Consider the following 14,978-nt stretch of genomic DNA (forward strand, 5'->3'; position numbering starts at 1 on the left):
CAGGCCCGCGAGTACGATTTCGATGAAGCCGAATACCTGGCGGCGATGCGCAAAGTACCGCTTTTCAGCGAAAAGAAACTGCGCAAAAATCTGAGCTTCCTTCATAACCTCACGCAAACCCTGGCCCAAAAGGGCTTGCAGCGCAAACAGCAAGAGCAGGCGGAAGCCGAACTGCGCAAGCAGAATAAAGAACTGGCCACCAACCAGAAGCTGCTGCAGGAAAGCGAAGCGCGCTTCCGCGCCCTGCATGATGCCTCTTTCGGTGGGATTGTCATCCACGACAAAGGGTTGATCCTCGACTGCAACCAAAGCCTGTCCGATATCACTGGCTATTCTCACGACGAACTGATTGGCATGGACGGTCTCAAGCTGATCGCCCCCCCTTTCATCGACCAGGTGATACAGAACATCAACCGTGGATATACAGAAGCCTACGAGGCCGAGGGTATACGTAAAAACGGCTCCATCTATCCGCTGGCGATTCGGGGGAAAAACATCATCTATCAGGGGAGCGAAGTCAGAGTCGTTGAGTTTCGCGACATCACAGCACGTAAGCAAGCGGAGAAGGTCCTGCAGCAAAATGAGCGCAAGCTCAGAGAGGTCCTGATGAACATGCCGGTTGCCGTGGCGATCGTCAACCGACAACAGGAAATCACCTTCCGCAATCGGCGCTTTGTGGAAATGTTCGGCTACACCGAAGCCGACGTCCCGACGGTCGACGAGTGGTGGTTGAACGCATACCCTGACAAACAAACCCGGCAGTGGGCAAAAACAATCTGGCAAGAAAGTCTTCAGCTGGCGCTTAAAAAAGGAACTGATTTCCCTCCTCAGGAATTTCCGATCTGCTGCAAGGATGGCTCAACGCTGGCTGTGGAAATTTCGGCCATCCTGCTGGAGGAAGAGATCCTGACCACCTTTGTCGATGTGACCGAGCGCAAACGCGCGGAGGAAATGATCGAAAAAAGGTTGCTTGCGCTGACGCAGCCGATCACCGGCAAGGTTTCTTTTGAAGAGCTATTTAACCTTTCTGATGTGCAACAACTTCAGGACGAGTTCGCCCAGGCAACCGGCGTCGCATCAGTTATCACCACCCCCGACGGAACCCCGATCACCACCCCGAGCAATTTTACCCGCTTGTGCAGCCAGATCATCCGCCAGACGGAGAAAGGTTCTGCCAACTGCTGTAAATCGGACGCGCTGCTCGGCCGCTACAACCCGGACGGCCCGATCATTCAGCCCTGCCTGAGTGGCGGTCTGTGGGACGCGGGAACCTCGATATCGGTCGGAGGTAAGCATATCGCCAACTGGTTGATCGGCCAAGTCCGTGATGAAACACAGTCGGAAGAGAAGATGTGCCGGTACGCCCATGAAATAGGCGTTGACGAAACCAAATTCATGGAAGCCTTCCGCGAAGTCCCGGCCATGTCCCGCCAGCAATTCGAGCTGGTGGCCAAGGCTCTTTACACCCTAGCCAGCCAACTGTCCAATACCGCCTACCAGAATATCCAACAGGCCAGGTTCATCACTGCGCTGAAGCAGGCCGAAGCTGAAAAACTGGAGCTGTCCGAACAATTACGCCAATCGCAGAAGATGGAAGCAATCGGTACCTTGGCCGGCGGCGTTGCTCACGATTTCAACAACATACTTTCTGCGATCCTCGGCTATACCCAGCTGGCCCTGCGCAACCAAAGCGGCGACGGCAAAACCCGAAGCTACCTCAAAAATGTTATTTCAGCTGCCGAGCGGGCTCGTGAATTGGTCAAGCAGATTCTGATGTTCAGTCGTAAGGGGGAAAGAAGACACGAGCTAATCAGGCTGGACACGGTGGTCCTCGAAGCGATCAGGCTGCTGCAGAAAACCATTCCCGCGACCGTGCGCATTCAGGTCGATGTTGACGCCGCGACCGGCTACGTGCAGGCTGACTCGACCCAGATCCACCAAGTGGTGTTGAACCTTTGCACCAACTCCTATCACTCGCTGCCGGAGCAGGGAGGTGAAATCTCTGTCAGTCTGAACCCGTGCGTTGTCGACGCCGTTACCGCCGCCCACTACCCGAATCTTCGTCAGGGACATTACGGACAGCTGACGGTTGCAGACAACGGGACCGGGATTCCGCCGGAGATCATGCCGCGGATTTTTGATCCCTTTTTCACAACCAAACAGCAGGGCCAAGGAACAGGCATGGGACTAGCGGTCACCCACGGCATCGTCCAGAGTCACGATGGAGCAATCGACGTAGAAAGCGACGTCGGACAAGGCACAACCTTCAAGGTATTCTTCCCTCTCTGTGACAAGCAGCCGAAAGACCAACAGGCAAAAGATAGCAGCCCCACTAGCGAACGCGGTTCGGAACATATCTTGCTGGTCGACGACGAGGAGATGTTGGTCAACCTTGGAAAAGAAGCCCTCGAACTGCTTGGCTATCAGGTTACCGCAACGACCTCGGCCTCTGAGGCGCTCAGGCTGTTCGAGGCCGATCCCGCCAGCTACGACCTGTTCATCACCGACCAGACAATGCCGGAAATGTCCGGGGATGTGCTAGCCAAGCAGGCGATGCTTATCCGCGCCGACCTGCCGGTGATTATCTGTACCGGGCACAGTGCCGTGCTGAACACGAAAAAAGCTCAGGAGATCGGAGTGAAAGCACTGCTGATGAAACCGCTCGACTATGGCGAGCTGAACCGGGAAATTCGCAAGATTTTTACCTGAGATTTCAGCACCGCGCGGCACATGCCACAGTCGCTGTATTTACTCGACCCGCAGATATCTGCGCTCTGGCCGACCAACTACGCCGTAGATCAAATCCGCTTTCAAAAAGCCTTCTGTTGCCAGAAATTCCAGATAGCGGCGCGCCGTCGAGCGGCTGATGCCAACCGCCTTGCCGACCTCCTCGGCATTTAAATCTGTAACCGCAGGGTCATCGAATACCTTGCGCACCTTGCTCAACGTGAGCGCGTCGATCCCTTTGGGGATGGCACCGGTGTCAGCCTCCGGCTGACGATGAGCATGCAGCAACCGATCAACATCCTTCTGTTCCAACGCACCACCTTCTTGCAACTGGCAGAAATATTCATAGAACTTCTGCAACGCTTCGGCAAAGCGGGGAAAGAAAACCGGCTTGATGATGTAGTCGAAAACCCCACCACGCAATGCCTCCTGCAGCGAAGCCATCTCGCGCGCGGCAGTAATCAGGATCACGTCGCACGCCTGCTCCCGGTTGCGAATCGACTTGAGCAGGTCCATGCCGTTTCCCTCGGGGAAGAACAGATCGAGCAAAACCAGGTCAGGCTGCAGGACATCAACCATCTCTTCCGCGTCAGCGATCGCATTGGCCACACCGACCACTTCGAATTCCGGCAACTTCTCAACAAAGCGCTGGTGCAACTCGGAGATTCGCATATCATCTTCCACCACCAACACCCGAACCTTGATCTCGCTCATAATCGGGTCCTAACTCTTTGGGATAATCACGGTAAACAGTGCCCCACCCAGCTCGCCGTCGCCATAGGTTATCTGCCCGCCGAGTGACTCAACGGCACGCTTAACCAAGGCCAGTCCGGTACCCCGCCCAGAACCACTTTTGGTGGTTGCCCCACGATTGAACAGGGTCTCGGCGACTTCCTTTGCCACTCCCGGTCCGGAATCCTCGACCTCGATGATCAGGTCAGGCCCCAGATCGGTCAGATAGAGGCGCACCAGCGGTTGGTTACCCGACTCGCGGACCGCATCGAAGGCGTTGTCGAGCAGGTTGCCAAGGATCGTCACCAGCGGCTCCCGCTCCAACTCCGGCGGCAGCTCGGCAAACGAGTTCTGCGGATCGAATTCGAGCTCGATCTTTAGTTCGCAGGCACGGTTATATTTGCCGAGGATCACCCCGGCGATCACCGGATCGGGCACCGCTTCGGCCAGGTTGCGGATCAGCTGCTGATAGCCACTCGCCTCAGTCATTACCAAATCAAGCGCCTCCTGTTGTGCTCCCAGCTGCAACAGCCCGGCGATGGTGTGCATCTTATTCGAATATTCGTGGGTCTGGGCACGCAACAACTCCGAATATTCCTGGGCGTGGGACAGCTCGCGGGTCACCCGGTCGAGTTCATCCTTCGGCCGAAAACTGGCCACCAGCCCACCCTGCTCGGTATCGAGCGGCAACATGTTGACGATCATCGGCCGGTTCAGCAGCACCATCTCCTGATCGAGCAGCTTCTCTCCAGCAACCAAGGCGCTGGCCAGATCGGGGCTGGAACAGACATCTTTGAGTGGCTGACCACGTAATTCCTTGTCGAAATCGTCTCCTAGATAAAGCCGCGCCGCTGCATTGACAAAGGAAAGATAACCTTTGCCGTCAACGGCGATGATCCCCTCGCGGATCGCACCAATGATGGCGTTGCGCTCGTGAAACAGTGCAGCGATCTCATGCACCTCCAGCCCCATGATCGCCGCCTTCAAGCCACGAGCGATAAGGGTCGCACCAAACACGCCGAACACTAGTACGATCCCGACATAGCCGAGAATTTCCAGCTGTTTTTCGTGGATCAACAGGTTGATGTCGCTGATCAGGTAACCGACCGCGACAAAGCCGATGATCTGTTGCCGATCGTTGTGGATCGGCACGATGCCGCGCAACGAAGGGCCGAGGGTGCCGATTGCCTGCGAAGTATATGACTTGCCTTCATGCAACGCTGCGTCTAGATCACCGCCTACAAAGCGCTGGCCGATCTTCTCCGGGGCGGGGTGCGAGAAGCGGATTTCATTGCGATCCCCGACCACTACATACTCTGCCCCGGTCGCCCGGCGGATCGCTTCGGCCACCGGCTGTACGGCAGCGGCATCCCCCGCCTGCAGCCCCTCTATAATCTGTTGATTGATCGCTACCGACTGGGCAACTTCCAGAGCTTTGCGGCCGATCTGCTCGCGCAGCAGTTTTTCGGAAGAATCGGAGAAGAGCGCACCAATCAGGCTGACCAGCAGGATTAGCAGCGCCGTCACCAGCAAGCTCAGCTTGGTTTGCAGGCGACGGGGAAGAAAACGATCTATCAATTGGTAAAAGGCCACAGGGGTCTCCACTCGGCAATTGACTGGCTAAGACGAGCTTAGCACAATCGCGCCGGGTCCGCGAAAAACGACTGAAGACGCAGAAAAAAACTGTTCCGGCCAAGAGGCCACAGCAAATGAGAACCGCACACAACGAAAACAGTCAACCGCAGCGATGCCGCACCGTTGCTATGCTATTCGAGACCGTTCAGACACAGTTTACTGTTATCAATTACCATGAACTGTTAGGACCTGGAACTTTTAAACAGAACCTGAAACCGGTACCCCGCATAGCTGAAAATCACCCCATCGAGGGTAATTTCTTCAACAAAATACTTACCATCCAACAGCCCCCCCTCGCGCAGCAGTTTATTGTTGATACTGACCAGCCGCTGCTGAGCGTCATCGAAGTACGCGTGCAAGGAGATATGCATTTCCGGGATATCCCGGCGCACGGCGGGGGGCAAATCAGAGAGGTTGTAAAGTCGCGGAGCTTGTTCTACCAAAGAAGAGAGATCACGAGAGCCTTGCGTCTCCCCGACTATTTCAGCATCCGTTGGCGCGAGCTGCTCTTGCAATGGGGCAGAATCGATCTGCTTAACAGCTTCTGCGACGGCTTCCGCTCGAGGCTGCGGTTCAGTAACAGCTGCCGTTACAAGTTGCGGGCTCTCATGGATTGGCTTTGGCAACAGTTCGCGGACCATAGCAGGGGAAGAAGCTTTGATTGCTAATGAAGTTACCGGTTCTTCCGGTGATTTTTTTTCTACCGAGTTGGCCGGAGCGACTTGTAGCTGGACTGACTGATCCGGCTGGGACCAAGGACCGAACAACCAAAGCAGGATCACTGCATTCAACATCAATACCGGCAGTAGCAACCATCCCCACAGCGGGCGCCGTGCCCCTGAATCGGCAGGCACGTGATGAGAGGTCACCAAGTTAGGGACATTTCCATCCTGCCGCTTTTTATCCGATTTTCTTAAGGCGTCGAGAATAAAAGACATAACATCTAACCTTTTAAGCCTGTTACCAATGTCGGCTGAAGCGGATTAAGCCTGATATTTAGCAGAATCAGGGTATAGATGCCGACAACACCATCCGGTTCCAATCCCGCATCAACCTGAAACTGCTTCACCTCTTCTAGCAGTTGCCCGTCAAAGATAAAATCCTCCTCTCGGGGGTTCCGATCATTCAACACAGCCATTTGCCGATCCAGCCACTTCACTACGTTGCCACTGTCACCCGGCCTAACTGAACCGGTATAATGGGGGGGCAACTGCCATAACAGGGAGAACTCTCCCAACCAGCATCCAGCAAGGTCAGCAAGTGGAATCACCCGCTGCTGAGAACCGACAACCAGAGTGGCCATCCCATCCGACAACCTTGTCAAGGTGGCATAAAACTCCTCTCCTTGTGAATTCTGCAATTGCAGAACCGCTGGGCTATTCAACTGCCTCAAACGCCCGAGGCTGCCACTCTTTTTCGCAATCCCCAGCCCGTATCTTGCCGCCTGGTCTCTTGCTGCCCCCTGATCCGCTTGATAGTTGCGTCCCCAAACTTCAAACAGCTTCTGATAAGCCAACTCACCACTGTTCGTGATGTCCAGTTGTTCATCCCAACGAGAAGGGGTCACTGTCTGATTTTGAGACACCGGCAGCCTAACTGCCTGCGACGGCGGTGGGATTGATCCGGGCCAGAAAAAAAACGCCAGCAGAGCGATCCCGAAACCGGCAGCGGATAAGGATAGCAGCCATTTCCAGGCGGGGAACGCAGATCGTTGCGGGTTCAGCTGCCGACCGAAGACCTCGCGCGAAGCCTCTACCAAAAGGGCCGGACTAACCGTCTGCACCTCGCGGACGTAGGCTGCCAGCAGGGCTCGGTCACAAAGCAGATTAAGAAGACGAGGGACACCACCGGTGAGCTGATAGAGCTTGTCAAGAGTCGCTACGGAGAAAAGTGGCCGTTCGACTCCGGCTACAGCCAGTCGGTGGCAAACATATGCCTTAATTTCGCTCTTTGCCAATGGTTCGAGATGATAGCGCGCCGTGATTCGTTGGGCTAACTGTCTTAACTCAGGCTGCTCCAATATCTGCTTCAACTCCGGCTGCCCGAGCATGATCACCTGTAACAGTTTCTGCTTGTTCGTTTCCAGATTCGTCAATAACCGAATCTGTTCCAGCACGGAAACCGACAGATTCTGGGCTTCATCAATGATCAAAACCGTCTTGCGCCCCTTGCTGTGGGTAGCAAGCAGAAAGCGGTTGATCGCGTCGATAAAAACCTTGATGCTGCAAACCCCTTGCGGCGTCTCGATCCTGAGTTCATCGCAGATGGTCTCAAGCAGTTCGGTAACGGTGAGTTTTGGATTTAATACGAAGGCGATATCGGAGTTTTCCGGGACCTGCTCCAGTAAACAGCGGCAGACAGTGGTTTTACCTGTACCAACCTCACCCGTCAGAAGCACAAACCCACCATCCGACTGAAAACCGTAGAGCAGATGGGCCAAGGCTTCTCGATGGCGATCACTCATGTACAAAAATTGCGGATCGGGAGCGATAGAAAAAGGTGCTTCCTTGAAACCAAAATAATCGTTGTACATAAAAAACGATAACCCTGATAGTTTTTACAATGAGAGCTGCAATATGAATGAAAGACAAAAATTTTTATCAATGCCGCAGCCTATAAAATTTAAGCGCTAAAGGCAACAACAGGTTAAATTTACGCGTATATTCCGAGAATGGTTCAGCAAAACCAGCAGATAAAAAAGCCCCGTTCCGATAGCAGGGGCGGAACGGGGGGAAGTGCGCGGAAGAAAGAAAATTACAACGGTAGATGATGGGGTTATGGTTTGTTCTTCAACGCCTCGGCGAGCAACTCAACGGTGTGCTGCACGCGAACGTTCACCCCTTGCTTTTCGACTCCCCCGCGGATCTGCAGCATACAACCGGGACAGTCCATCGCCACGCAGGAGGCGCCACTCTCGACAATATCACTCAATTTGTCATTGAGTATCCGCATAGCAATCTCGGGATGACTGGTCAGCGAGTAAGAGCCGCCGAAGCCGCAGCAACGATCGGCGTGAGCCATCTCGACCAGGTCAAAACCTGCCGATTCGAGCAACTGCCGGGGTTCTTTCCAGACCCCGGCGCCACGTTTCAGGTGGCAGGAATCGTGGTAGGTCACTTTTTCTCCGCTTGCCGATGTTTTAAATTGATCGGCGACACCGAGTTGGTGGACGACAAAACCAGCCGCGTCAACGGTTATCTCTGCCAATTTTTCTGCCTTGGCGGCCCAGGCCGGGTTGTCTTTGAGATGCTCGACAAAGTCGCGCTGCAACGCCATGGTGCAGGTCGGGCAGGTGGTGAGGACGAAATTGGGATTCCCCTCCAGCATCGCATCGATATTCTGCTTGGCCAGCTCGATAGCGGTCTCCTTGTCGCCCGAGTAAAGCGCCGGTACGCCGCAACAGTTCTGCTTTTGCGGATAGTAGACCTCTACATCATGGGCGTTCATCACCGTCACTAGATCGAGGCCCAACTCAGGATAAAGGAAGTCATTGGCGCAGCCGCCGAACAGGGAGACCCGGTAACGCGGCTTCTCAACCTTCTGTGGCTGGTGCAGGATGACATCGCGCAACGGCTTCTCGGCCACTGCCGGCAGGGTGCGCCACTCGGTCAGCGAAGAGAAGAACAGCGGCAGATGACGGATGCTGCGCTCCCCCCGGGTGACCGGTTTCTGCATCAGGCTGGCGGCGCGAATCAAACCGTGGAACAGCCTGCGGTTACGCATCACTTTGCGAAAAACGATATCCTTGCCGACGCCAATACCTTCTTCCTCGCCGACTGTTTCGCGCAAGCTGAGGATTATCTCCTCCAGGTCGATCTTGCTCGGGCAGATCGCTACGCAGGAGCGACAACCGATACAGGCTCGAACGATTTCGGCGGCTTTTTCCAGCCCGTGGAAAAAAGCGGTCAGGATGATGCCGATAGCGCCGATGTAGATGTGCCCGAAAACATGCCCTCCGACGGTCTGGTAAACGGGGCAAACATTGGCGCAGGCCCCGCAGCGGATGCAGTTGAGGGCATCTCGGCACTGTGGCGACTCCGCCAGGGTGCTACGACCATTGTTAAGCAGGACGATGTGCAGCTCTTTCTCCTCGCCAGCGCAGGGCACCGCGCCACGAATCCAGGTCACGTATGAAGTGATCGGCTGTCCGGTGGCGTTCTTCGGTAGGATGCGGATTACCTTTGTGGCGTCCTTCAGCGTCGGCACCAGTTTTTCGGTGCCAACCAGTGCCACATGCACCTTTGGCAGGGTCGAAGCGAGCCGGGCGTTCCCCTCGTTGGTCATCAGGGCAATGCCGCCGGTTTCGGCGACGGCAATGTTGGCACCGGTGATGCCAATTTCAGCCTCTAGGTAGCCCTGCCGCAGCTGCTCACGAGCGACCTGCACCAGATGGGAAATCTCTGCCGGTTCTGTCTTACCGGTTTCCTTGCTGAACAGCTCGGCGACCTCTTCCTTGAACATGTGGATCGCCGGCATCACCATGTGGCTGGGGCGTTGCCCGGCCAGCTGAATGATCCACTCGCCAAGGTCGGTCTCCAGCGCCTTGGTGCCAGCCTTTTCCAGCGCCACGTTCAAGTGGGTCTCCTCGCTGGCCATGCTCTTGCTCTTGACTGCCAGCTTGGCACCCTTCTGTTTCGCCAATTCGGCAATATAGTTGTTGGCATCCTCGGCGGTCTTGGCTAAATAGACGGTCGCCCCAGCGGCTTCAGCGTTCTTGACAAACTGCTGCAACAACGCGGTATGGTTCTCGCGCACACCGGTCTTCATCGCAGAGATCTCACTGCGCATCGCTTCGAAATCGTAGTTGGCAAAGGCTTTGCCGCGCGAAACCAGGTAAGCGTCACCGAACTTGTGCAGGGCATCCTGCAGTTTCGGCGTGGCGAGGGCCTTATCGATGCGACGTCTATATTCACGCGATCTTTGCTTCATCTGTTCGCCTTCTAGAAGAGTTTTTTGTTCAAAGAAAATCTTATTTCAAAAAATCTTTTTTATTAAAAAGTAAAACTTTTACATTTCCAACGGACTTTCCGACAAACCCGGCACCAACAGGATATGCAGCTGCTTAGGACCATGTACCCCGATTGTCAGTACCCGCTCAATATCCGCGGTACGACTCGGACCGGTGATGTAAGCAATATAGTTGCGCGGGTCACGCAGGTGCAGTTGCCTCAACGGTTCAACCGCCTCTAAGCTATCAGCATAAATCTTTTGCGGATCGAGCAATGCGAATTGCACTTCCGGCAAGGTGGTCGCGAGACGAATCTCTTCGGCAGTGCTCTCCAATGCCAACGTGCCGGTGTCGGCCATGGCGAAGTTGACCCCGGTCACCCCGGCCTGTGCTGTTGGCGCCTGCTCGCGAAAATCGCTGTCAACCACGGTAATCCCGGCCCGCCGCAGTTGCCCGGCCAGGTCAATCCTCTCGCCACTGGCAAATGCCGGACAAAGCAATATACCGGGCGTCTTTTCCGCTAGGTATTCGACTGCCTGCTTCACACCATCACAGGCAACAACCTGTGCACCCGCAGCTTCGGCCGCAGATACAAAATTTTTTTTCACTTCTTTTACCATCTGCGCCTCCAAAATTGGTCTGACCAGGCTCAAAGATAAACATAGTTGCGAGACCATGTCAACCGTCCAAACCTGCGCACAACAAATGAAAATAACTGTATTCCACCTAAATAGAACTATTTCCTAACCTACCTTGACAGCTTTACAAACCGCAGCTAATATAAATTGGTCTGACCAAGCTCAAAGTCAAAGGAATCAACATGACCACCAAACCGCTTATCGATCAGCTCTGCCGGCAACTCGGCAAAAACAATGTCCTCTGGCTACCTGAAGACCTGCTGGTGCTCGGCTATGACTCCACACCGGGATTGCACGCCACCCCCGACGTTGTAGTCTACCCGACCGACAGCGAGCAGGTAAAGGCGGTGGTCAAAATCGCCTGCGACCACAATATACCTATCACTCCGCGTGGCAGCGGTACCGGCCTGTCAGGTGGCAGCATCCCTATTAACGGCGGCATCGTGATCTGCACCAACAAGATGAACAAGATCCTCGAGATCGACGAAGAGAACCTAACCGCCACCTGTCAAGCCGGCGTCGTCACCCTAGATCTCTTCAATGCGGTCGCCGAAAAAGGGCTCTTTTATCCGCCCGACCCCGGTTCACAAAAGATTTCGACCCTGGCTGGCAACGTCATGGAGGACGCCGGCGGTCTGCGCGGCCTCAAGTACGGTGTCACGCGCGACTACGTCATGGCCCTCAAATGTGTGCTGCCTGACGGCAGCTTGCTTGCCACTGGCGGCAAGAGTGTCAAGGATGTGGCCGGATACGCTTTTAAAGACCTGCTGATCGGTTCGGAAGGCACGTTGGGAATTATCACCGAGATCACCGTCAAGCTGATCCCGCCGCCACAGGACAAACGCACCTTCCTCGCTTACTTCGACGATATCCGCAGCGCCGGCAAGGCAGTGTCTCAGATCATCGCCGCCAAGATCATCCCCTCGACCATGGAGATCATGGACAAAGCGACCATCAACTGCGTCGAAGATTACGTCAAAATAGGCCTGCCACGACAGATGGCGGCACTGCTGCTGATCGAGGTGGATGGCCACCCGGCGGTGGTCGCCGAAGAAGCGGAAGGAGTTGAACGAATTCTCATGCAGGTCGGTGCTGCCGATGTGCTGATGGCTAAAAATCCCGAGCATGCCGCGGAACTGACCGCTGCCCGCCGCACGGCTCTTTCGGCTTTGGCACGAGTCTCGCCGACTACCCTGTTAGAAGACGCCACCGTCCCCCGTTCGATGTTGGCCGACACCTTTGCCCTGATTGAGCTGTTGACCGAAAAGTATCAGCTCAAGGTCGGCACCTTCGGTCATGCCGGCGACGGCAACCTGCATCCGACTGTGCTCTGCGACGAGCGCGACGAAGACGAGATGCAGCGCGCCCACGCCTTCTACGACGAGCTTTACGAACAGGTTCTCGCCTGGGGAGGCACGGTCTCCGGTGAACATGGCATCGGCATTGCCAAGAAAGACTACTTAGCCCGGCAAATAGGCCCCGCCGGTGTTGCGGTGATGAAACGGATCAAGCAGGCCTTCGACCCGGCTGGACTTCTGAATCCGGGCAAGATCTTTGCTGACGGTCAGGAATAAACCGATGGCCGACCCAAAAAGTTTGGGAAATTTTACTGCCCAGGATGCACCTACATATGAATCGTTGCTGCAGTGCATGCGCTGCGGCTTCTGCCTGCCGACTTGCCCAACCTTTGCCCTGACCGGTCGGGAGCGTTCCAGCCCGCGCGGCCGGGTCGCCTTGGCACGAGCCGTGGCGGAAGCGAAGTTGCCCTTCACAGAAGCGATAAAGGAAGAGGCATTCTTCTGCCTCGACTGCCGCGCCTGCAGCACCGCCTGCCCATCCGGCGTCAATCCGGGCGAGGTAATGGAAATTTGCCGCAGTCAGGTTCATCAGCAACAATCACTGCCGAAATGGCAGGAAAGCTTCCGTAATTTCATCCTGCAGAAGATGCTCCCCGATCCGGGCAGACTGGAATCATCCATGCTACCGGCACGCATATACCAGAAACTCGGCATTCAGTGGTTGGTGCGCAACAGTCGGATTCTGAAGCTGGGACCGAGGTGGTTCGAAAAAGCCGAAGGGATGCTGCCGGAGCTGCACACCCCGCTGCGACAGAGAATTCCCGAACTTAACCTAGCCAAAGGGGAAAAACGCGGCCGAGTCGGCTTTTTTCTCGGCTGCGTGATGACCCTGATGTATGCGGAGGTTTCGCGCCAGACGGTGCGGGTCTTGAGCCATCAAGGTTTCGACGTAATCACACCGAAACTGCAGAAATGCTGCGGTGCGCCGCACTTGACCGAGGGAGACCGGGAAACCACCCGGCAGCTTGCCGCTCACAATCTGGATCTGTTCCTGGAACTAGACGTCGATGCCATCGTCACTGACTGCGCCGGCTGCAGCGCTGCGTTAAAGGAGTACGAAGAGATTCTCCACGAACGACGGGAGATAGACAAGCTGGCGAAGTTCCGCTCGTTGGTCAAAGATGTCAGCGAGTTCCTCGTCGAATGGGGACTGCGCACCGAGCAGCTACAACCAGTCAACAGGTCGGTGACCTACCACGACCCCTGTCACCTCTGCCACGCACAGGGAATAAGCAAGCAGCCCCGCGAGCTACTTAAAGCAATTCCGGGGGTCGAGTTCCGTGAGATGAACGAGTCGAGCTGGTGCTGTGGATCAGCCGCAACCTTCAGCCTGAAGTTCACCGCGGAGAGCCAGAATATCCTCGATCGCAAGCTGAACAACGTGCAAAACACAGGGGCCGACATCCTGATCACCGCCAACCCCGGCTGCCACCTACAGTTGGCTTGGGGGCTGCGCGAAGCGGGCATGCCGCAACCGGTCATGCACCTGATGGAGTTGCTCGGGCAGGCAACACCGGAATAGCGACCTAGGCAACCTCTTCTCGCCCAGCCAATATCAGCAAACTGATCTACCCGTGCTGTTCGAATAGCCAAGGGAGGCCTGAACCTCGGCAGTGATGGCAGGGCACCTCCTTTTCCAACCACAAAAAAGATAGCTGAATCTCAGATGCAGACCCGGTTACGACCAGCCTTCTTTGCACGATAGAGCGCCTTGTCTGCAGCATCGATAATTAGCTCGGCGGTCGGCAGTTTTTCGCTACGCTCAGCGCCACCAATACTGATGGTCACCTTCAGGGCCGGATACTGCTTTTTGCCTACCGGCTTCTTTTTCGGTTTTTTCTTCGATCGATCCTTACCGCGAGGGATGAAACGAGCATCCTCAACAGCACTCCGCAACAGTTCCAGAAACGGCAACGCCTCTTTCAGCGGCCTGCGGGGAAAAATTACCGAGAATTCTTCGCCGCCGAAGCGGAACACCTTTCCGCCTCCACCGACAGTCGACAATTTGCTGGCGACCATCCGCAATACCTGGTCGCCAACAACATGTCCATGAGTGTCGTTGAATTTTTTGAAGTGATCGATATCGAGCATTGCCAAGCTGTAACAGCTTCCGAGCTTGACCAGATCCTCGTACAACGCCCGCCTCCCCGGCAAACCAGTCAGTTCATCGCGATAGGCCAGAGAATGAGACATCTCAACTATCCCCAGCAGCAGCAACAGTCCGGCAGAAGCCAGATAAAGACGCAGTGGCTGCCCAGCATAAGTGGAGAAACCGAGAATTAGAACAATCTGCGCCCAAAAGAAACTGACATCAAATGCCGCACTAGTCCGGATAGCGCGCCAAGCAAAAAACAGCAGCGCCAGCAACGAACTGAATAGCGCCGGCTGCGATAAAAACAGCGTTCCACCAAATGGCACTTCAAATAACGGATAATTCAAATAGGCGCGCATCTCGGCAGGATGGGTCCGCAGGAGCCAGACAAAGACGGAAAACTCGGCGGACAAAAACAGTAACCAAGCGACGGTTCGCAGGTTCACCAGTCCCCGCTCGCTAAACCAGAGGACCAAAAGCAGATTTGGCGGCAACAGCACAGCTGCGCCCTGAAGCAGAATCCGTCCCGGGTCCCCGGAAACAGAGCGCAGGCTGACATCAACCAGAACGAACAGCAGGATTGCGAAAAGCAGCCGGGTCCGGTTAAAGCGCCAGCCGAGCAGGCCGCCGGCCACAACTACCAGGTACGGAAAGACGCTGAAAAATGAAGACAGTTCAGCAGGCAGGTCCTCGCAGGCCAAGCCGAAACCAGTCAGCAAGCATAACAGTCCGTTTGGCAACAAAAATGGATAGATAAATTTCTTCAGCGTGAGAGTCAAAAAAGCTTTCCCCCTAGCGAGCACAAAGAAAAAGTTATAACCGACCAACAAAAAGGGTGACAAGACCGA

The 14,978-nt window shown here is 55.4% G+C and carries 10 protein-coding genes; 3 read left to right on the forward strand and 7 right to left on the reverse strand.

Annotated elements, in window-relative coordinates; all coding sequences use genetic code 11:
- Positions 1-2,709: PocR ligand-binding domain-containing protein (locus tag Q7J88_RS11875; protein ID WP_303722443.1), on the forward strand; the 2,709-nt coding region annotated here is incomplete at its 5' end.
- A gap of 39 nt (positions 2,710-2,748) precedes the next feature.
- Here Q7J88_RS11875 and Q7J88_RS11880 read toward each other — a convergent pair.
- The 6 genes from Q7J88_RS11880 to Q7J88_RS11905 form a co-directional block, all read right to left on the reverse strand.
- Positions 2,749-3,441 carry a response regulator gene (locus Q7J88_RS11880; RefSeq protein WP_303722444.1) on the reverse strand — a complete coding sequence of 231 codons (693 nt, stop codon included), beginning with the start codon at positions 3,439-3,441 and terminating at the stop codon, positions 2,749-2,751.
- A 9-nt stretch (positions 3,442-3,450) separates the two neighbouring features.
- Complete coding sequence (locus Q7J88_RS11885) at positions 3,451-5,052, reverse strand: sensor histidine kinase (RefSeq protein WP_303722445.1); 1,602 nt, start codon at positions 5,050-5,052, stop codon at positions 3,451-3,453.
- Between the two features lie 224 nt (positions 5,053-5,276).
- Entirely contained in the window at positions 5,277-6,032 is a 756-nt protein-coding gene (locus Q7J88_RS11890) for a general secretion pathway protein GspB (RefSeq protein WP_303722446.1), read from the reverse strand.
- A gap of 5 nt (positions 6,033-6,037) precedes the next feature.
- A complete protein-coding gene (locus Q7J88_RS11895; RefSeq protein WP_303722447.1) occupies positions 6,038-7,627 on the reverse strand; it encodes an ExeA family protein in 1,590 nt (529 codons plus the stop codon).
- Between the two features lie 242 nt (positions 7,628-7,869).
- The gene (ldhH, locus tag Q7J88_RS11900) at positions 7,870-10,023 is read right to left on the reverse strand and encodes an L-lactate dehydrogenase (quinone) large subunit LdhH (protein WP_303722448.1); all 2,154 of its coding nucleotides are present in this window, start codon (positions 10,021-10,023) and stop codon (positions 7,870-7,872) included.
- Positions 10,024-10,101: 78 nt separating this feature from the next.
- On the reverse strand, positions 10,102-10,662 hold the full coding sequence (locus tag Q7J88_RS11905) for a lactate utilization protein (protein ID WP_303722449.1): 561 nt from the start codon (positions 10,660-10,662) through the stop codon (positions 10,102-10,104).
- Positions 10,663-10,862: 200 nt separating this feature from the next.
- Between Q7J88_RS11905 and Q7J88_RS11910 the strand changes: the two genes are divergently transcribed.
- Together Q7J88_RS11910 and Q7J88_RS11915 are read left to right on the forward strand one after the other, a co-directional pair.
- The gene (locus Q7J88_RS11910; RefSeq protein ID WP_303722450.1) at positions 10,863-12,254 is read left to right on the forward strand and encodes an FAD-binding oxidoreductase; all 1,392 of its coding nucleotides are present in this window, start codon (positions 10,863-10,865) and stop codon (positions 12,252-12,254) included.
- A 4-nt stretch (positions 12,255-12,258) separates the two neighbouring features.
- Positions 12,259-13,560: a (Fe-S)-binding protein gene (locus Q7J88_RS11915; RefSeq protein WP_303722451.1), complete on the forward strand. Its 1,302-nt coding sequence runs from the start codon at positions 12,259-12,261 to the stop codon at positions 13,558-13,560.
- 140 nt (positions 13,561-13,700) lie between these two features.
- On the opposite strand, the gene Q7J88_RS11920 is transcribed toward Q7J88_RS11915, so the two are convergent.
- Entirely contained in the window at positions 13,701-14,909 is a 1,209-nt protein-coding gene (locus Q7J88_RS11920) for a diguanylate cyclase (RefSeq protein ID WP_303722452.1), read from the reverse strand.
- Positions 14,910-14,978: the final 69 nt, after the last annotated feature.

This window comes from Malonomonas rubra (assembly GCF_003247215.1).
In the GTDB taxonomy this organism is placed as follows: Bacteria; Desulfobacterota; Desulfuromonadia; order Desulfuromonadales; family Geopsychrobacteraceae; genus Malonomonas; species Malonomonas rubra_A.